Genomic DNA, 22117 nt, shown 5'->3' on the forward strand with positions numbered 1-22117 from the left:
TTCGGGGGTTCAGATGTTTTTTTTGCATCATCTGTTGCACAATATGCATCATCCGTTCTACAATACAACACCTCTACAATATACTTTCGTTAAGAAATATTTAAGAAAAAAAGTGCCGCTGTCAAAACTCAAAAATACCAACAGGCAAAAGACCCAAATTTTAAATGTTTTTTATAAAACTTAACGATTAACTAATTATTAAAGTAAACTAACAACCAAATTTTTATGCAGAAAAGAACATTAAAAAAACTATTGTGCTTAATAGTATGTATGTGGGGAAATTTTTTCTACGCTCAAACTGTTAAAGGTAAAGTAACATCTGGCGGTGCCAACCTGCCTGGTGTCAGCGTAATAGTACAAGGAACAAAAAACGGAACCGTTACTGATTTTGACGGTAGTTTTGTATTAAACAATGTAGAGCCAAAAGCGTTGCTGCTTTTTAGTTATGTAGGATATAAAAACCTCTCAATACCAGCAGACACAAAATCAGTTATGCAGATTACCATGATAAGTGACCTCGAAAAATTAAATGAAGTAGTTGTTATTGGATATGGAACATCAAAAAGAAAAGATATAAATGGTGCCGTTTCCTCTATTAAAGCTTCTGAAATTCAGGACAAACCTTTTGTTTCTATCGATCAGGCGCTTGTAGGTAAAGCTGCAGGTGTAAACGTGACTCAAAACTCAGGAACACCCGGAGGAGGAATTTCTGTGCAGATTAGAGGGATTACGTCTATTAACGGAAATGAACCTTTGTATGTTATTGACGGAACTCCGGTTTTTGCAGATAAAAACAACGACACATTTTCATTCAGTGCTTTAGGCGGAGGAAACGGACAAACTAAAAATTCAGCTTTGTCTGGTCTGAATATTTCAGATATTGAAACTATTGACATTTTAAAAGATGCATCGGCAACTGCTATTTATGGTGCTAACGGAGCTAACGGTGTCGTTTTGATTACAACCAAAAAAGGGAAAAAAGGAAAATCAAAATTTACATACGAAACTTATTTAGGAACTCAGGAAATAAGAAATACCGTTGATGTTTTAAACCTGCCTGAATACGCCGCTTATCAGGCAAAAATTTATAAATTAAATGGTGAACCAGTTCCGTATCAATATCAAAAACCTAATTTATTAGGAAATGGAACAAACTGGCAGGATGAACTTTTTAGAACTGCTACCATGTACAATCATCAGCTGTCATTTTCAGGCGAAAAAGAAGGAACACGTTATTATACCTCTTTAAACTATTTTGATCAGGAAGGAATTGTTTTAAATTCAGATTTCAACAGATTATCTATGCGATTAAACGTTGATTCTAATGTAAAATCCTGGCTTAAAATTGGGAACAACCTATCAGTTAGTAAATCATCTCAGCAAGTAGTACGAAACGATGACAGAGGCGGATTGGTTATGAACGCTTTAAGACAATCTCCAGAGTTACCAGTTAGAACTCCAGATGGTTCTTATGCAGGACCAACCAGCGGTTTAGGATCTTCGGCAAATGAGGCAACTAACCCAATCGCTTTGTCTGAATACAATAATTCGACTACCGAAAGATTTAAAATTAACGGAAATTTATTTGCCGATTTTACGCTGATAAAAGGATTAGTTTTTAGAACTGAATTAGGATACGATTTAAATTTTGCAAAAAGCAGCACTTTTGCCCCTAAATATACTTTAGGAAACGTAAATGAACTTTTAAACAAATCATTCAAACAGCAGGATCAAAGTTATTATTGGAACATCAAAAACTATTTGACGTACAATAAAACAATCAGCGAGAAACACAATTTTACTTTCTTATTAGGTCAGGAAGCGCAGGAAAGCCGTTATGAATATTTAAGCGGTTACAGATCAGGTGAATTTTTAAACAAAAATTTCACAAATTTAAATATTGGTGATATTGATACGGCAGTAAACGGAAATGGTTCTGGCAGATGGTCAATGACTTCTTATATTTCAAGGTTAAATTATAGTTTCTCTGATAGATATTCTTTCTCTGCCTCAATAAGAGCAGATGCTTCATCCAACTTTGGACCTAATAATAAATGGGGTTATTTCCCTTCTTTTTCAGGAGGATGGACAGTTAGTAACGAAAAGTTTTTTGAACCATTATCAAACAGTATCAATTACTTAAAATTCAGAGCAGGTTATGGTACAGTTGGAAATCAAAACATTCCCGCAAACAGATACCAGACTATCTTGTCATTGCTTTCTTCTCCGTTTGGTGGTGTATCGCCGACAATTGACAATTTAGGAAACCCAAATATCAAATGGGAATCTCTTAAATCATTCAATACTGGTTTCGAATTGGCAATGCTTAACAATAGAGTAAAATTAGATTTTGATTATTATGTTAAAAACTCATCTGATTTCTTAACCAAACAAATCAATGACGAATCAAATCAAAGTGCGCTAAATTATTACCTGAATACGGGTGAAATTGTAACAAAAGGTATCGAACTTACTTTGAATACAAGAAATATTGCAACCGAAAATTTTAACTGGGACACTACAATTATCTTTTCAAAATACAATAACGAGCTGACTCGTTTTCAAGGTGAAGGTAAATCGTTATTAGGAAAAGTTCAATTCGACTTATACAACGTTACCAGAACTACAGAAGGACAGCCGGTAGGACAATTTTATGGTTATGTAACCGATGGTTTATTTAAAAATGCTGCTGAACTAGCTGCAGGACCAGTTCAGGAAGCAGGAACAGGAATTGGAGATATTCGTTTTAAGGATCTTAACGGCGATGGAAAAATTGACAGTAAAGACCAGACTGCTATTGGAGATGCTATTCCTGATTTTACCTATGCTGTTACCAATAACTTTAGATACAAAAACTTCAATCTTGGAATAGTTTTAACAGGAAGCCAAGGCAACCAGATCTACAATTTTACACGTCATTACATAGACGGAATTTATCCGGGATTTGGGGACAGATTTGGAAATGTCAGCACTCAGGCAATACATGCTTTTGAACCTGGTGTAAACGAAAATACTGATGTGCCTAGAATTACTCTTAACGATCCAAATGGCAACGGAAGAATTTCGAATCGATTTGTGGAAGATGGTTCTTACTTAAGAATTCAAAATGTTTCGTTGAGCTACGATTTACCAAGCAAAATATTCGATAACTCTTTTATTTCTAAAGTAAGATTGTACGTAAACGTTCAAAATTTATACACATTTACAAAATATAGCGGCTTTGACCCTGCCCTTGGAAATTTAGACCAGAATATAACCTTGAGCGGAATTGATTTAGGACGTTACCCAGTGCCAAGAACAATTTCTGCAGGAGTGAATTTAGAATTCTAAGATTAATAAAAACACATTTAACTTAATGATTCATAATCATTAACATAAAAAAATAGTTATGAAAAAACTTTTTAAACTTTTTATGATGGGAATGCTGATACCATTGCTGTCTTTATTTTCTTGTTCAGATGATTTTTTGGATGCACCATCTGAAAATCAATTAACACCAGGCGATTTACCTGAAGGCGTTACGGCTTTTGACGGAATTGCCGAGAGTTTGTATTTTAAACCGTGGTTCACCTTTAATGATAAATTCCTGATTGCTGTTGGAGATATGTACGCCGGTAATGCTTTTACTTTTGATGGTGCTTATGCTCAGTTTAAAGATGCTCAGGTAACGTCACAAAACCCAATTCTAACAGAAGGATATGTTTCGTTGTTTTCGGTTATCGATCAATCTAATAATTTAATGAGTTTAGTTGAGGACAGAAAAAGCGAACTGCCGGAAGCATCCTATAAAAATGCTATCGCCATATCAAGATTCATGAGAGCAAATGCTTATTTCTACCTGGTAAGAACTTTTGGAGCTGTGCCAATCATAAATAAAGCAGGTTCTGCAGCACAGCCAAAAAGAAATCTTGTTTCTGATGTTTATAAATTCATCAAACAAGACTTAGAATATGCCGTTGAAAATTTACCAGAAAGAGCTGCAAAAAAAGGATATGTGACCAAATATGCAGCAATGGGAATTTTGGCAAAAGTACACTTGACATTAAATGAATATGGAGAATGTGCCGCTTTAACTCAAAAAATTATTGGTAACCAATATATTTTAATTCAGGATTACGGAAACTTATTCAGCAGTCCGGAAAATAATAACAGTGCCGAAAGTATGTTTGCTTTGCAATGGAAAGCTATTGCAACAGAATGGGGAACACAAAATACCAATCAGGCTTATATCGTTCCGGGAGGTACAGGAATTACAGGCGGTGGTGACGGATGGGGCGTTTATCTTCCTTCTATCTCATTACAAAATGGATTCGAACCCAAAGATACCAGAAAGAAAAGCACAATCATGACAGATGGTGACTTCTACCCTGAATTATTAAAAAACCAAGGCGGATTTACGTATAAAAAAATATACTCTTCTACAGCGGCTAATTTCAGAAAATACATTGTAGGTTCTGCCGCAGAAAGAAACGATGTATTCTTTATGAGAACTTCACAAAACACCATCATTTTAAGATATTCTGATATTTTATTAATGAATTCTGAGGCGATTTTGGCCGGAGCTGGTTCTACAACTTCTGCATCTGCTTTAAGTTCTTTTAATGAAGTAAGAGCAAGAGCAGGACTGCCGGCTAAAACAGTATTGACAAGAGATGAATTGTTTAACGAAAGAAGAGTTGAATTTGCACTGGAAGGACAATATTTCTTTGACCTTAAACGCCGTGGATTAGCAGAAGCAACAGCTATTATTTCACAGCAGGAAGTTGGTTTTTATTCTGATGATGCCAGAACAGAATTGATTTCAAGAAAGATAACTCCGGGAAGCAATTATTTTGAACTGCCATTACCACAGTCTGCTATTGATACTAATCCATCATTATTAGAACCTCCGGTTCCATTTAACTTTAACTAACTTATACCATGATCAATAAAATAAAATATAGAATTCTGATTCTTTTGGCTCTGGCTTCTTTTACAGCCTGCCAGAATGACGATGCGGTTACTGCAAACGTAGAAGCTATGGTTGCTGAACCCGGAGATTTACTTAATCAGGCGTTCCCTCAAAACAAAGTCAGAGTTGAAGGCAATGGTTTGCAGGGATTAAAAAAAATTACGCTGGATAATACTATTAACATCACTTTCAATCCCAACTATAATTCAGATAAATCGTTTATTTTCACTATTCCTTTTGATGAAAAATTAGGAAGCAGATTTGGTGTTCAGCCCATTACATTTACAACCGCATCTGGTTCGGTAACTAAGAATATTGAAATTTTACAGCCTGATCCAACAATTACAAAAATAATTCCGGCAGTAGCAACTCCGGGATTTCCATTGGAAATTGAAGGAACATGGTTTTATAATATTTCATCAGTAACCTTAGGCGGAAAAGCGGTAAGTTATACTGTAAAATCATCTTCTTCTATTGTTATTGGTTTGCCTGCAAATGCCGTTTCAGGATCAGAACTTGCTATTACTACACCGGGTGGTACTGCAAAGAAAACAATCGACTTTGCAACGATCGTGTTGGTATCTGATTTTGACGGAAATGGAGCCAGAACAGAATGGACTTCTTACGGCGATATAGAAAGTTTTAATACCGCTTCAACAGGCGGTCCAACAGGAAATTACACTACGTTAGCCTGGGGCGGTTCAAATGCAAATGGTTATAACGGAAGCAGTGGCGGCGGCGGAGCCAGTTTCTTAAGTGCTTCTAATACAGATGCTACAAAAGCTTTTATCGATATTGATGTAAGTGCAAATGTTGTTGGGGCTAATTTTGCAATCCAGTTAAATACTATCGACGGCGTAAATTATGGATATAATTTTAAAATAACCGATGTAAACTGGTCTACAAAAACCATTTCAATTGCTGATTTTAAAGATAATTACGGATTTGGATCTAATACAGCTGCAACTTTAAACCCTTCTAAAATTAACGAAATTAAAGTTGGAGTGGCTCAGGGAGATTCACCTAATCCAAGTGCCATTAAATTTGATAATATTAAAATTCGTTATCAATAATTTCTCTTAAATTAAAAAGAGGCTGTGGTCAAAACAGCCTCTTTTATAAAGTAAACTATATAACCCCATTGGTATAATTATGTTAACACATAGAAACATAGCTTTTATTTCTTGAAAAAGACTATAAAAAGAAACATGTATCTAACACATAGCGCACTATGTTTATTTTCAATAAATGAAATGCCTTTTTTAAGGCTTTGTAATCTATGTTTCTATGAGTTTATTTTTTTATGATTCTTGAAAAACGAATAAAGTAATTACAACCAATGTGTTATATAATAAAAAACAGAAACTATAAATCAGAGTATTCATCTTAACAATAGAGAATATTCTATAATAAAAAACAGTATGAAAAGTAAATTTTTATTAATGCTGATAAGCGTCGTCTTTTTTCTAAATGCGTGTTCAAAAGACGATAACGACGCTGCTGAAATTCTGGAAACACCAGTTGCCAACGCTCCAAAAGATGTAAATGATAACGGTTTTAAAGCAAAATGGAATTATGTTTCCCATTCAAAAAGTTATCTTTTGGATGTTTCAACCAGCGAAGATTTTACCACTATTCTTCCTAATTACAATTCAAAAGAAGTTACTGATTTAAATGAAGTTGTAACAGGTTTAACCGGCGGAACACAATATTATTACCGAGTGAGAGCTAAAACAGAAGCCCAAATTTCGGATTATTCAAATGTGATTAGTGTTGTTACTACAGGTTCTAATGGCATTCCCGAAGATCCTACTTTTTTAAAGGTTAAAGTAAATAAATTAGCGAACCCGTTTTTTGTAGGTATGGCAATAAAAGCTTCACAGCTTACAAACGGAACACCTTATGATGTTATCCTGAGAAATGAATTCAGCAGTATTTCTGCAGAATACGAAATGAAAATGGATCAAATTTCGACTGCAAGCGGTGTTTACAACTGGACTGTAGCTGATAAAATTGTGGCGTACGGAAATGCCAATAACATCAATGTGCACGGTCATGCTTTAGTATGGCATAATGCAGTGCCGCAGTGGCTGAAAGATTTCTCTGGAACTGATGCTGAGTTTGCTGCAGAAGTAAAAAAATACATTACAGATGTGGTTACACATTATGCAGGAAAAGTAAAATCATGGGATGTGGTTAACGAAGCTGTTGATGATAACGGCGGTGCTATGAGAAATACAATTTTCTTGCAGCGAATGGGACCAAACTATGTAAAAGACTGTTTTCAATGGGCCAGAAATGCTGCAATTGCTGCAGGTGACACTTCATTATTGTTGTTCTATAATGATTATGCTACGTCAACTAATATTGCAAAACAAGATAAAGTGTTTGCTATTCTAGAGGATTTAAAAACTGCAAAAGTTATTGACGGTGTTGGTTTTCAAATGCACAACACTTATTTGAGCCCAACCAAAGCACAGATAGAAACAGATCTAAACAGAGCGGTGGCAAAAGGTTTAAAAATTCATGTTTCAGAATTGGATATACAAGTAAACCAATTTAATGATATTTCTAGTTTTACAAACGAAAGAAGACTGGCTCAAAAAGCAAAATACAAAGAAATAGTAAAAATTTATAATGCGCTTCCGGCAGCAAATAAATATGCCTTAACCATTTGGGGAATGAAAGATAATGAATCATGGATTCTGTACAGCACTGAACTGAACCATCCAGGAAATGACTGGCCTTTATTGTATGATTCTAATTTTGCAGTCAAAAGTTCACATACCGGATTTTTAGAAGGTTTAGATTAAATCTGAAGATTACCTAATAAAAAATAAAAGCCTGCGAAACATAGATTTCGCAGGCTTTTTTATTTGATCGTGATTTATGAGTTATTTTTCTAACAAATAGCCCCTATGTTTATTTTAAATAAGTGAAACGCCTTTTTTAAGGCCTGGGGATCTATGTCTCTATGTGTTAAAATTGACTCTTAAAATGGCAATATTAAATTGGTCTTTTGTAAACCGTAACATCATCTACCCACATCATTACAGTTGAAAATAAGTTTAGTTTATTAGGATCAATAAAATTCGAGTCTTTTGAACCTACATTTACATTAAAAATAATAGCATGTGTTCCAAAATTATTAAAATTTAAATTCGATACACTGCTGTTTGTATACGTGGCAACTGTTACATTATCAACCTTAATGGTTACGGTAACTACATTGTTTTGCATTTTCCAGAAAGATTCATATAAGTGCCATCCGTTATTTCCGTCAATATTAAAACTAGCCGGATAATTTCTTTCAGCAGAATTTCCTAATGAATTGTTTCCAACAGTAGTTCCATAAAAAATGTTCGAAGTAAAACGACTTGCATTAGGCGCAAAAGAATAACCTTCCATAATATCGATTTCTCCTTTTGTAGGCCAGCCGTTTCCTTGTACAGACCAAAAAGCCGGCCACGCACCATAAGTATCTTTAAAAGACTTATAAGTCCCGCCATCCATCGCTATTAATTTAATATTAGCCGAAAGCATATACTCTGTATTATTTTCCGGTTTGTATTGGTAATTAGAAGTAATAAAACCAGATTGGTACTTGTACGTGCTTAATTTTGTAGTCTTGATTTCCAAACATTGTCTTCCGTCGCGCCATTGTGTGGTAGGTACAGAACTGGCATAATCACAATACCAGGAATTGTAATCGGCACGTTGTTCTTTTGTCCATTGTGACAAATTCGAGCCTACATCAAAGGTATCTTCAAATTGTTTTACCCAGGGAGCTCCGGCTATTTTTTTAGTACTTCCATTTGTACTCATCTCCTCTGATGTTTTTTCTGTTGCAGAATTTTCAGCGCAGGAACAAAATCCTAAGACACATGCCATCAATAATGTAATACTGTTTAACTTTCTCATAATTTGTGGTTTAGATGTTAATATTTATTAAATAATAAAAATAACTCTATATAATACAACAGAATACTACATTTGAGGCAGTTAATAGCATAGATGTTGTATTTTACGTTATTATGAAAAAATTGATGCAGAAAAACAGAAATTAGACGCTGAAAAGTTTCCTTTTTTTTAAAAAACGATTATTCCTGATTTGTCTGTGTAAAACCTGCTTCGCCAGACAAAAAAATGGGTTAACCTTTTGGGACTATAATTTGGTAATTTCCACTCAGATGCATTAAACTGAAGAGGTACATTAATCCATCATAATACGGATCAAAGTAACCGTCTTCATAAGGTTCTAGTTTGGCATTCCAAACCGCATGAACAAAATCTATACTTGCTTTATCTTTATTTACTAATGATGCTGTAGCAGCTGTTCCTACTAACCCAATTGAATGTCTCAGCTTTTTAACCGGTCCTGCCTGAAGAATAAATTCCGGAGTAGAACCATCCAGATTAAACTGATCCTCATAAGTTTCTAATCCTTTTGATCTCAGGAAATTTTGAAATCGCTTCGCATAATCTTCCTGCCATTCTTTGTCTTTTCCGTACCAGGTATAATCCATTGCGATGTTCATAGGAACGCGCCAGGAATCATAACGAAATCCGGGAGGAAGCCATGGAGTTGGATGCGGTTCGCCGTTAAACTCAGTATAATCTGAAGTCAAACCCGTTACAGGATGACAGGCTTTGTGCAAAAATTTACGAGAAACTTCGGCACATTCTTTATAAAACTGTTCGTGACCGTCTTTGGCGTACAATGCCCATATTTCGTAAAAAGCAGGAACATGATAAGAAGGATCTGTCCAGTTGTAACCGCCGCCTTCCGGTACAAAGGAAATCTGTTTGTGTTCCGTATTTATAATATTATAGATATTTCCGGTGCCGTCTTTTTTCCACATGGCATCTAAAATTCTTCTGGCTTCTTTATAGTAATTAATTCCTGTATCATTGCCCCATTTATTAGAAGCAAAAAGCAGACTCGTTATATAATACAATTCGCCGTCTGAAGCAGAACCTGCAGAATTCTGTTTTTTAGTCTGCGGATTAACACTCCATGCAAAGTATCCTTCTCTTGGTCCGTCCTGATGCTGCATATATTTAACCGACCATCGCCAGAGACGATCAAAAACATCCTTTTTATTGAATTGAACAGCAACCATCATTCCGTAGGACATGCCTTCGGTACGGGCATCTTTGTTTTTAACATCAGAGACGTATCCTAAAGAATCTCCTTCTTCAAAATAAACTTTATCCGGTCCTTCAAAAACATCATAATACGCTTTGGTTAATTTCTTATCAATATCATCCTGGCTGTAACCTGCTTCCTTAAAAAGATTACGGTATTGAGGCTTTTTGAGTTCTCTATCTATTTTCTTTTTATTCTGGCTAATAACAAAAGCTGGAACAATCAAAGCAAAAATCAATAGCAGAAGATGTATTTTACTCAGGTATCCATTGGTAATATTATGATGTACTGTCATATTTTTTGGTTTTTGATTTTCTTTTATCCTAAAAAAAGCCGAAAGCGCTTAAACTTTCGACTTTTTGAAAAACTAACTAACATAACTCAACTCTATAATAAAGCTATTGTATTGCGTTCAGGTTCTCAGCTTTATTTATAAGTGTATTTATAACAAATATAATCAAAAAACAATAAATACGCAACCGATTGTAATTTAATTTTATACTAATTATTTAAAAAACATCTAATTTAAAAAACATATATTCATTATTAAAGAACAAAAAACAAATAATACGCAACAACAAGAATAATTTGCAATTTAAAAATAATGATTAAAATGAGTTTTATTGTTTTTATTAAAGAACTCGCAAAAAATATAAACGATCAAAAAACACCCATTAACAACTATTTATCAGCACAATACAATATAAAAATTCATCTAAACATAAAATAAAAAACAAACAAAACAACTGGTTGTGTAATTATGTTTGATTTTTTGAATATTGAAAAAAAGAATTTTCATTTTTATTCAAATAAAAGTTCGAGTTTTAAAAATTATATTTTTCAATTTCTCAAATAAAAACAGGCATTTATATTCGATAGATTTACTGAAACAAACTCATGCTTCAAAAATGATAGTATAGGCTTCAAAAATGATACACTTATTTCAACTTTCAGGCTATTTTTACAGTAGCGTTCTCTATATAAGGAATGAGATAAAGTGTTTATTTATTTGATAAAAAACACTTTAAAGCAATTAAAATGGTAAAATAAAAGCCAATAAAAAAGCACTTGATATATTTATGAATACTACATTGAAGAAACTTTCTGTACTGGAGAAAATAGGTTACGGTTTAGGTGATTTTGCAGCGAATTTGATCTTTCAGACTCTGCTTACATTTTTGGCTTTCTTTTACACAGATGTATATAAAATTCCAGCCGGCACAGCAAGTGTAATTATTTTTACGGGCGGTTTTATTGGTGCTTTTTTTAATATCATTATGGGAGTTATTGCAGATCGTACTCAAACGCGCTGGGGGAAATTCAGGCCCTGGATTTTATGGACTTCTTTACCTTTTGGAATTGCTGCTGTTCTTTCTTTTTTAAGTCCGGATTTTGGAATATCAGGAAAGATAGCCTATGCCCTGCTGACTTATTTCTTCCTTGTATTAATTTACTCTGCAAACAATTTACCTTATGTAGCTTTAAGCGGTGTTTTGACAGGCGACATGAAAGAACGAAACAGTCTTTCCTCCTATCGTTTTGTTGCTGTAATGATCGCCCAATTTATAGTTCAGTCACTTTTACTGCCTTTTGTTTTAATTTTAGGAAATGGCGATAAAGCTGTTGGTTTTAAAAATACCATGATACTATTTGCTGTTATTGGAGTGATTTGTTTTGTGGTTACTTTTTTTACTACCAGAGAAAGAATCATTCCGGCAAAAAATCAGGAATCTACCGTTAAGCAGGATTTTATGGATTTATCTAAAAACGGTCCGTGGCTGGTTATGTTATTGGTTACTATTCTGGTATTTATCACTTTGTCTTTAAAAGGCGGTATGTATGTTTTTTACTTTAAATATTATTTGGATCCGGATGCCCAAATTATTTTTTTACATGATATTGGTTTTACAGCATTTATCGAACATTTGAATCATTCTTTAACAGCAATGGGTTTTATAGATTTTCACTGGCCGAAGGATGCGCCGACTTCTGCATTCAGCCTTTTTAATGCCGGAGGAATTATTTTTATGATTTTCGGAATTATGTTTTCAAAACCTCTGGCTGATGCTTTTGGCAAAAGAAACGTTTATATTACTTTCATTTTTTTATCTGCGTTAAGTCTGCTGGCATTTAATTTTTACAGCAGATCAGCCGTTGCTATGGTATTTTTGACTCAATTACTTCATGGATTTATTTATGGGGTAACTATTCCCCTATTATGGGCTATGATTGCTGATGTAGCTGATTACAGCGAATGGAAAAACAACCGAAGAGCAACCGCTGTCATTTTTTCGGCCATGATATTTGGATTAAAAATTGGCATTAGTATTGGCAGTGCGTTAGGCGCGGCTTTTCTTTCTAAATATGGTTATGTAGCCGAAGAAGTTAATCAGGTCCCTGCAGCGGTAGAAGGAATTAAACTTTCAATAAGTATTTATCCCGGCTTTATATTTATTATTAGCGCTGTTCTATTATGCTTTTATGTAATAGATAAAAAAATGGAAATTCAAATTGAAACTGATTTGAAAGAAAGACGATAATGATGATGGGGAAATTTAGATTGTAGGGTTTGGATTTTAGAATTTAGATTGTAGAATTTAGATTGTAGATTGCAGACTTTCGACTTTCGACTTTCGACTTTCGACTTTCGACTTTCGACTTTCGACTTTCGACTTTTCACATCCCTATAAAAAAATAAACAGCGCATTAAAATGCGCTGTTTACCTAAATACTAACTTACTTAACTCAATCTAACATAATTTAATCATTAATAACCAGGATTGTTATCGCTTGGTTTTATATTTGGATTAGAAGATGTTTCTCTGTTTGGAATTGGCCATAATTCATTTTTACCAGCCTGAAAACCTGTTCCTGCTAACTCTGTGCTCGCAATGCCCCATCTGATAATATCATCAAAACGGCTTTGCTCTCCTGCAAATTCAACTTTACGTTCGTGCACAATTGCAGCAAAAACAGCTTCTTTTGTTGGAGCAATGGCAGTTGTTAAACCTGCACGATCTCTTACTTGTGTGATATAGGCAATGGCGGCAGTCTGTGAACCTCCATCTCTTTGGTTTTCGCATTCTGCTTTCATAAGCAGTACATCTGAATAACGCATAACTTTGAAGTTGATACTCGATTGTGTTGCTTCATCCTCTTTTTTATAATAATTCTGGTATTTTTTCCAGCCTGCTCTTCTAAGTCCTGCAGATGTATTAAAATTTTGCGCTGTCATAGTTAGGGTTCCTTTTAAATATTTTGAACCCGGAACATAAAAAGTATCGTCAAAACGTAAATCTCCAGCCTCATAAGAATCCAGCAGCGCATCTGGCGGATACACATTAAACCAGCTCAAATTACCGTATTCCTGTCCTCTCAGAGTTGACTCAGCAAAACCAGTTCCGCCGCTATTTCCTGCATCATCCCATTTGTTACCAGTTCCGTTGTTTTCATTAAATTCAATTTCAAAAACAGATTCTTTTCCATGTTCTGTTTCTTCCATGAAGTTGTTGTAAAAACTGCCTTTATCTTCAAGGCTGAATCCTGTAACATTGTTTAAAGCGGCTAAAGCCAGATCGTATTTCTTTTCATAAAGTAATACTTTACCCAGATAAGCATAAGCAGCTTCTTTTGTGGCTCTTCCTGCTTGTTCACCATTCTTAGAAAGAAGGTTTTGAGAAGCAAATTCAAAATCATCTCTAATCAAATTATAAACTTCTGCTTTAGGGCTTCTTGCCGCGCCTACAATAGTTCCGGTTTTATAAATTGGTAAATCACCAAAACGATTTACTAAAAGGAAATAATAATAAGCTCTTAAAAAATGTGCTTCTCCCAAAAATTTATTTTTTCTCTCTTGTGATAAAACTACATCTGGCAGAGCATTAATCTTATCTGCATTATCCAGTACAAAATTAGCTCTGGATATTCCTAAAAAGCAAGATTCCCAATAATACTGAATAATATCATTTCCGGCATTAAAAGAAAAATCCTGAAAAGGCTTTTTATTCCCTTCTAACTGGGGATTTCCTGCTGCATCCTGCCCCATAAGATCCATTGCAAAAGCTAGGTTTCGGGCATAAAGTCCTCTTGTCTGTAAATTTGCATACGCTGCATTTACAGAAGATTCTACCTGTGCTGCAGTTTTAAAGAAAGTATCGGGCGAAAGCGTATTTGGATTTTTTAATTCTAATTCCGCAGTGTCGCATGACTGCATTGCAAAAACTCCCAACAATGCTGCAACTATATATTTTATTTTTTTCATCATCTTATAAATTAAAATTTAACATCAAGTCCAAAAATTACTGATTTAGGCTGTGGATATCTTCCTAAGTCGATACCTGCAGAATTTGCGTTTCCGTCTGCACGTGCAATTTCAGGATCTAATCCCGTATACTTCGTAATAGTAATAAGGTTTTGACCGCTTACATAGAATCTTATATTTGAAAAATGATTATCAAATGTTTCTCCTGATAAGGTATATCCTAATGTGATATTTTTTAATCTCGTATAAGAACCATCTTCAATATAGCGCTGATTTGCTGAAGACCAGTTAATATCTGCTCCCTGCGCTCTAGGCAGAGTTGCCGATGGATTTGTAACGACTCCATTCGCAACTATTGCTCTGTCTAAAACATCAGTACTGGCATTAAACAAACGATTCATTCCTTTTAAGTCAAAAGTATTGGCATTGTAAATATCATTCCCCTGAACTCCTGTAATGAAACAGTTAAAATCAAACTTTTTATAAGCTGCAGTAATATTTAAACCATACGTAAAATCAGGATATGGATTTCCAATATTCGTTTTGTCGTTTGAATTGATGACTTTATTTCCGTCACGATCCACAATTTTAATATCACCCGGCTGTATATTTGTCTGACCCGGTCCAAAAACAGCATCTACTTCTGCCTGGTTTTGATAAATTCCATTTGTCTGGTAACCATAAAAGTAAAATAACGGCTGGCCTACTTCAAGTCTAGAAAAGTTCTCTAAACCTGCTCTTGCAGTTGGACCTCCCAATACACTGGTAACTCCCGGTGCTAAACTTGTTACTTCATTTTTACTTGTTCCTAAATTAGCTGTAGCAGACCATGTGAAATCTCCTTTTCTGTCATTGTAACTTAAACTGATTTCATATCCGGATACTTTTACATCGGCAATATTTTGAATTTGAGTTCCGCCTCCGGCAGATCCAACAGAAGCTGCTAAAGGAACTGCAAAAAGGATATCACTGCTTTTATTATTAAAATATTCAAAAGATCCTGTGAATTGATCGTCAAACAAACCAAAATCTACACCTATGTTTCTATCCTTTTTAGACTCCCATTTCAAATCAGGATTTGAAGCAACTCCCAGAGATACACCCGGTGCATTTCCGCCTGCAATTGGGTAATTATAATCAGCAAGCAATGTAGCTGCGTATTGGTAATTGTCTATTCTGTCATTTCCGGTTGTTCCTGTACTTGCTCTAAGTTTTAAAGTGCTGAAAATAGAATTCTCCATAAAACTTTCTTTGGCTATATTCCATCCTGCCGCTATTGAATAGAAATTCCCCCAGCGGTTATTAGCTCCAAAACGAGAAGATGCATCACGGCGTCCGGAAACAGCCAGCAGGTATTTATCATCATAATCATAATTGATACGGGCAATATATCCAATATTCTTTTCTACGTAATTTGCAGAACTTAAATTTCCTTCATTATATCGCAGCTGATCAATTTCGTCTGAAATATTGTAACGGCTTCCTGCTACCAGATTTTGTGACTTTCCGTCAATTTTCGTTATAACACCTAAAACTTCTAAATTGTGCTTTGCAGCAAAAGTAGTTTTGTATGTTAAGCTGTTATCGTAAACAATAGTCTGGCCTTGCGAGTTGGTTTCATTTGTTGTAGAAAACGCCTGTCTGTGGTAAGAACCATCAGCGTAGCTCGGTACGAATGTATGATCTTTACCTGTGTAGTAATCCAATGAAACTTGTGATTTAAATTTTAAACCTTTTAAAATCTCTAATTCAGCGTAGATATTTCCTATTATTGAGAGATTGTTTATTTTTTGATACCCTAAATTTGCTACACGAACAGGATTTTCTGCATCATTGCCGTCAATAGCGCTTGGTCCTTGATAACCTCCTAAACTAGCATCGTTGTAAACTGGTAAATAAGGCGCCATTTTTATTGCATGTTCAAGTAATGTTCTTCCTCCTGAGCTGCGTTCCGGATTGATTGTACTGAAAGATATTCCAATATTACTTCCTACTTTAAGTCTGCCGATATCCTGTGTATTATTGGCTCTAAAAGAATAACGTTCAAAACCTGTATTAATAACGGCTCCTTCCTGCTTTAAATATTCGGCAGAATAACGGGCTGTAGAAGTTTCGGTACCATTTGAAAAACTTAAATTATAATCCTGCATTAAACCGCTTTGAAAAATCTTGTCCTGCCAGTTGGTATTAATGTTTCCAAATTCAGCTGCTCTTGCTGTTAAATCACTTCCCAGATCTTTAGCATACTGCAGATATTGCTGTGTATTTAAAACATCATATCTTTTGGTAATAGTTTGAAAACCGGCGTAAGTGCTAAAAGTGAGCTGACCTGGTCCTTTTTTTCCTTTTTTTGTGGTTACCATAATTACTCCATTAAAAGCTTTTGAACCATATAAAGCTGTTGTTGAAGCATCTTTTAAAACAGACATCGATTCAATATCATTAGGACTCAGTCCCGAAAGGTTTCCTGTCAAAACTCCGTCAATTACGTATAAAGGAGCACTATTTCCCATAGTAGCCAAACCACGAATGGTAACGGTAGGATTAGAACCCGGCGCGCCATTTACAACAGTAACACCGGCAGCTCTTCCCTGTAAAGCCGATTCTGCATTTGTAATGGGTACTGCAGCAATATCTTTTGAACCTACTGTAGAGATTGCTCCGGTTACTTTAGCTTTTTTTTGCGTTCCGTATCCTACTATAACTTCATTTAAATTTTGTGTGGATAATGCCAGTGTGACATCAATATTGCTTCTTGTTCCTACTGTAATTGTTTGAGAAATCAAACCTACAAACGAAAAGGTAATTTTATCTGTAGGATTAACATCTTTTAAAGTATACTTTCCGTCAAAATCTGTAGAGGTGCTGTTTTTTGAACCTTCTACATTAACACCGGCACCCGGGAGAGGAAACCCCGAAGGATCTGTAATCACCCCATGTATAGTCTTAGACTGTGCCATTATAGTATGACTGCTGATTATTAGCAATGTAATTATTGCAAATTTTAATTTTAACATCATTTCAATTGGTTTTTTGATTAGTTTAAATAGTTATTCGGTTGTAAAGTTTTTTTATTTATTGCAGGCTTACTTATAAAATTGAAAAGCTGTTGCAGCTCTTCTAATTTTATTCAAATAAGGATTTAATAAATAAGTTAGTGTTCATTTCATACTGTAATTTTTAAAATTGTTAATACTTGTTTTATGGGTTGTTTTAGTTTTCTTACAATCCAAAAATATAAGCTTAACCTAAATTTTACCTATTAAAAATGATGCAAAAACTATCAATTTTGTAGCATGAAAACTACAGAAATCGCCTAATTGACTGTTATTAAGCCATTTACTAAAAAAACAGAAATAGGATTTTAATAATAATGTGTTTCTTTTTTTATGTATGAAATAAAAAAAGATGCTGATTGCAATTATTCGATAATTACTTCAAAAGAAATCTGACATTAATCATTCTGATTTTCAACAATTAAAGCCTTCATATGTAAAAAAAATTCTGCTGTTAGAGCAAAAAAAAAAGACGGTATAAAACCGTCTTTAGAAATAATTAAAAAAGAAACTGACTATTTATTATGCGTAGGCAGTTGTCCGTATTTTTCTTTATAACATTTTGTAAAATATGAAGGAGAACTAAAACCAACTTTAATACTAATCTCGGTTATATTATCATTGCCAAGTTCTATTAATTCTCTTGCTTTTTCTAAACGTACATTGCGTATAAACTCATTTACTGAAACTCCTGTAAGTGTTTTTATTTTTCGGTACAACTGGCTTCGGCTTAAAAATACCTTCGATGCCAGAACCTCAACACTGAGTTCGTATTCGTTAATATTTTCATTAACATAATGCAGCACTGTTTTTATAAATTCATTATCCAGCGTGGTGGTTTTTTCTTTTGCCTTTGGCGTAATGCCGTTGTAGAATTTATTGAACATAATCTGCCTGCTTTTTAGCAGCTGTACCAGACTGGACCTTAAAATATCCATGTCAAATGGTTTACTCAGATACATATCTGCACCGGAATCTATTCCTTCGAGTTTATCTTTTATTAATGCTTTTGCCGAAAGCATCATTAACGGAATATGGCTTGTTTTTAAATCTGCTTTAATACTTTTACACAACTCTAAACCATTCATAACCGGCATAATTACATCGGTCAAAATCAAATCGGGCAGTTTTTGTAAAGCAGTTTCCAAACCAATCTGACCGTTTTCGGCAGTCAGTACTTTGTATTCTTTTTTAAGTTCGTTTTTTAGATAATTTCTAAGTTCTGTGTTATCTTCCACAATCAAAATAGTATACACCCGATCTTGTTTTTCCTGATCTTCCGGTAATTGAATTTCTTCTTTTTCAACTATGGGCGTGAAACTTATTTTTTTCTCCTTTTTTAATTCTTCATGCAGTATTTCATTTTCACTAAAAAAGTCTTTTCCTGTGGGAAATATTAATTTAAAAGTGGTGCCTGCTCCTAATACACTTTCGACTTCAATAATTCCTTTGTGGAGTTCAACAAAACCGCGAACTACTTCCAGACCTATTCCTGTACTTCCGTAATAGGCTTTATTCAAATTATTTACCTGATAGAAACGATCAAAAATTCGTTTAATATCTTTTTTGTCCAATCCTGCGCCGGTATCTTCAACAATAACCGAAAAAGAAGGATTTGTATAAGCAGGAGTCAATGACGGAAAATAAACCAATTCCTGATTCATCACTAATTTTATTGTTATTCTTCCATTATCTGGAGTAACCTTAAAAGCATTTGATATTACATTAAAAATAATTTTCTCGAACATTTTCGGATCGACCCAGTCTTTTAATGTTTTCTTATCCGATTCAAATTTAAGGTCAATCCCACGGCTCAGGGCTTCTTCATCAAAATAACTTATAATATCTTTTGTAAAACCCACTACTTCTAACTGCTGTACTTTGAGCGGCATTTTATTAAACTGCAGCTGGTTAAAATCCATCAGCTCGTTGATTAATCTTGAAAGTCTGTCAGAACTTTTTTGAATGGTCTGCAGCTTATTCAAAACACCGTTTGAAAGTTCTGTGCTGTTGTTTTTAAGTAAATCGGCTAAGGGATTTAAAATTAAAGTAAGCGGTGTTCTAAACTCGTGTGAAATATTGGTAAAGAACTGTAACTTTTTATCATTTAATTTTTCAATTTGAGCTGCTTTTTTCTTTTCAAATTGTATTAATTGTTTTTGTTTAAACCTGTTTTGATAATATTGATTGCCAAAATGAATCGCTGCTAATACTAATAAAGAATAGAATAAATAGGCAAATGATGTTTTCCACCAGGGCGGCAGGATTTCAATTTTTAATTCTAAAGGTTTTTGGCTCCAGACTCCGTTTTTTTCAGAAGCTTTAACTTTAAAAATATACTTTCCGGGTGCAAGATTTGTGTAGGTTGCTGAGCGTTTACTGCCTACATAGTTCCAGGAATCTTCAAACCCTTCTAAGTAATAAGCAAATTCTGTTCTGGCGGGAAAAGAATAATTTATACCAATAAAATCGATCGTAAAAACAGATTGATCATGTTTAAGGATTATCTTTTTTGTTTCTGATATTACTTTTATAAGCGGTGAGTTTTTTTCCAGCGGTTTTACAGATTTATTAAATAGCTTCAGGTCTGTGAAATAAATTGGAAGCTGTTTTCGGCTTTTTTTTAAATTTGAAGGATCAAAATAATTTAAGCCTTCATAACCTCCAAAATAAAGAATTCCGTTTTCATCTTTTAATACCGAATTGTTGTTAAAATCATTCCCCAGTAAACCATCATAGGTAGAATAATTTACTGTTGTTTTGCTCTTTAAGTCCAGCCTGCTGATTCCCTTTTTGCCGCTTAACCATATCGCACCATCATTAGATTCTACAATAGAGGCTATTGATTTTTCCTGAAGGCCGTTAAAATCTATATACCATTTTAGATCATCCTTTTTTTTATTGTAGGTAAACAATCCCGCACCATCGGTTCCAATCCAGATTTCTTTATTTTTAGTTTGATACAAAGTATTGATAGTATGCGTGCTTTTACGATTTTTAAGCTTTGCAGACATTTTATCTCTTAGGGACATTACTGAAAAAGTTATAAAATTCGTTGTACTTACTTTATATAAGCCGGTTGTAGAACCAACCCAGACTTCATCATCAGAATCGACCATGATTTTCCGAATGTCTGCATTTGCTAATCCAATTGCATAAAAAGATTTCTGATTGCAATGATGAAAACGCCCGTCAGCTGGTGTGTAATAATGAAGTCCTTTTGAAAAAGTTCCAATCCATATTACACCTCTGGAATCTTCGGCAATACTCATTATATTGTCGGAGGTGAGATCCGGAGTATTTTTTGTATTGTAATTAATAAAAGTGCTGCTTCCTTTTTTTAGAAAAAAGATTCCTTCGTTCCAGCTGGCAAGCCAAACATTTTGTTTTTGATCAATAAAAACTTTTGTGATATTGTCATTTGTTAATCCCGAATAAAAACGGGTGTCTGATTTTGTAATATGTTGAAAGTTTTTGGTTTCGGGGTTGTAAATATCTACGCCCCCGCCTTCCATAGAAATCCATAACTGACCCAGATGATCTTTGGCAATACCGGTAACACAATTGGTTTGCAGCGACTGCGGGTTTCCGGGAAGACTTTCTATTCCGTTTACCTTACTGTTTATGCGGTCAAAAACTCCCAAACCTTTATTATAATACCCCAGCCAGATTCTTTTTTCTTTGTCTACAAGTAAAGACCATACAGAATTAGATCCGAGACTGCGATTATTGTATTTGCTGTTTACATATTTTTTTTGAACAGCACCCAGTTCATCTACAATGATTAAACCGTCATTTTCAGTAGCACAAAGAATGGTGTGATCATCTGCTTCGCGAATGCACATGATTCTTTTTTTGGTAATTGGAAAAGAGACAGCTTGTTTTACCGCAGCATATAAATTGGCTTTTACCAGTCCTTTGTATCCGTTGCCAATCCATAGGTTTTGGCCGCTGTCAAAAAACATAGATACAATTGAGCCTGAGATTAAATCATTGTCTTTAGGAAGGATTACTTTTTTGACTTCATTTTTTATTGGATCTACTACTTTTAGACCAAAATTAGTACCTAAATAAATAGTGCCTTTTTTATCTTTTACTAAAGAATTGATTAAATAATTTGAAACATTTGGAGTATCAAGTTTAAACCTTGTAATTTCATGTGTTTTCGTATCTAACCTGAGAAGACCATTATTAAATGTTCCTAAAAAAATGTTGCCATTATTGTCTTCTATGATACTTTTTACAGAAACTACAGTTTCTTTGTCTTCTTTTTTTCGAAGATCAATATTTTCAAAAGTATCTAAATTTCTATTGTATATGCATAAACCTTCATCAGTACCCACCCACAAATGATTCTGCCTGTCTACATAAACCGTATAAATTAAATTGCTGTTTATAGAATTATTTCGCTTGGAGTCTTGTTCATAACCAATATAATTGATTCCGTCATATTTATACAATCCTGCACCATTTGTTCCCATCCACATAATTCCAAACTGATCCTGCGCAATGGTATATATACCGCTTTTTGAAGTTGTATTATCTACCAGACGAAATCGATAGTTTTCAAATGTATTTTGAGAAAACAAACTATTGATAATAAAAAACAAAGCAGCAAAACATTTCTTTGAAAACATTTTTAAATGATTTTTAAATTAAAATCTATATATGGCTGATTTTATAAAAACACAATATTGGGT

At 34.2% G+C, this 22117-nt stretch carries 10 protein-coding genes; 5 read left to right on the top strand and 5 right to left on the bottom strand.

The window, feature by feature from the left end; translation table 11 throughout:
- Nucleotides 1-270: 270 nt before the first annotated feature.
- The 4 genes from FJOH_RS20005 to FJOH_RS20020 all read left to right on the top strand — a co-directional run bounded on the left by FJOH_RS20005 (nt 271) and on the right by FJOH_RS20020 (nt 7764).
- Nucleotides 271-3330, top strand: a complete 3060-nt coding sequence (locus FJOH_RS20005) for a SusC/RagA family TonB-linked outer membrane protein (RefSeq protein WP_235023068.1) — start codon at nt 271-273, stop codon at nt 3328-3330.
- A gap of 58 nt (nt 3331-3388) precedes the next feature.
- On the top strand, nt 3389-4912 hold the full coding sequence (locus tag FJOH_RS20010; RefSeq protein WP_012025841.1) for a RagB/SusD family nutrient uptake outer membrane protein: 1524 nt from the start codon (nt 3389-3391) through the stop codon (nt 4910-4912).
- A gap of 8 nt (nt 4913-4920) precedes the next feature.
- On the top strand, nt 4921-6024 hold the full coding sequence (locus FJOH_RS20015; RefSeq protein WP_012025842.1) for an IPT/TIG domain-containing protein: 1104 nt from the start codon (nt 4921-4923) through the stop codon (nt 6022-6024).
- 348 nt (nt 6025-6372) lie between these two features.
- A complete protein-coding gene (locus FJOH_RS20020; RefSeq protein ID WP_012025843.1) occupies nt 6373-7764 on the top strand; it encodes an endo-1,4-beta-xylanase in 1392 nt (463 codons plus the stop codon).
- 193 nt (nt 7765-7957) lie between these two features.
- Here FJOH_RS20020 and FJOH_RS20025 read toward each other — a convergent pair whose 3' ends face one another.
- Nucleotides 7958-8872 carry a glycoside hydrolase family 16 protein gene (locus tag FJOH_RS20025; protein WP_012025844.1) on the bottom strand — a complete coding sequence of 305 codons (915 nt, stop codon included), beginning with the start codon at nt 8870-8872 and terminating at the stop codon, nt 7958-7960.
- A gap of 230 nt (nt 8873-9102) precedes the next feature.
- Nucleotides 9103-10395 (bottom strand): glycosyl hydrolase family 8, encoded by a 1293-nt coding sequence (locus FJOH_RS20030; protein ID WP_012025845.1) that lies wholly within the window; start codon nt 10393-10395, stop codon nt 9103-9105.
- 784 nt (nt 10396-11179) lie between these two features.
- Between FJOH_RS20030 and FJOH_RS20035 the strand changes: the two genes are divergently transcribed.
- On the top strand, nt 11180-12640 hold the full coding sequence (locus FJOH_RS20035; protein ID WP_012025846.1) for an MFS transporter: 1461 nt from the start codon (nt 11180-11182) through the stop codon (nt 12638-12640).
- Nucleotides 12641-12867: 227 nt separating this feature from the next.
- Here FJOH_RS20035 and FJOH_RS20040 read toward each other — a convergent pair whose 3' ends face one another.
- The 3 genes from FJOH_RS20040 to FJOH_RS20050 all read right to left on the bottom strand — a co-directional run bounded on the left by FJOH_RS20040 (nt 12868) and on the right by FJOH_RS20050 (nt 22054).
- Nucleotides 12868-14364: a RagB/SusD family nutrient uptake outer membrane protein gene (locus tag FJOH_RS20040; RefSeq protein WP_012025847.1), complete on the bottom strand. Its 1497-nt coding sequence runs from the start codon at nt 14362-14364 to the stop codon at nt 12868-12870.
- 8 nt (nt 14365-14372) lie between these two features.
- Nucleotides 14373-17381, bottom strand: coding sequence for a SusC/RagA family TonB-linked outer membrane protein (locus FJOH_RS20045; protein ID WP_012025848.1), 3009 nt, complete (start codon nt 17379-17381; stop codon nt 14373-14375).
- 551 nt (nt 17382-17932) lie between these two features.
- Entirely contained in the window at nt 17933-22054 is a 4122-nt protein-coding gene (locus tag FJOH_RS20050) for a hybrid sensor histidine kinase/response regulator transcription factor (RefSeq protein ID WP_012025849.1), read from the bottom strand.
- Between the last annotated feature and the right edge of the window lie 63 nt (nt 22055-22117).

The sequence above is a fragment of the Flavobacterium johnsoniae UW101 genome, from assembly GCF_000016645.1.
Lineage (GTDB): Bacteria > Bacteroidota > Bacteroidia > Flavobacteriales > Flavobacteriaceae > Flavobacterium > Flavobacterium johnsoniae.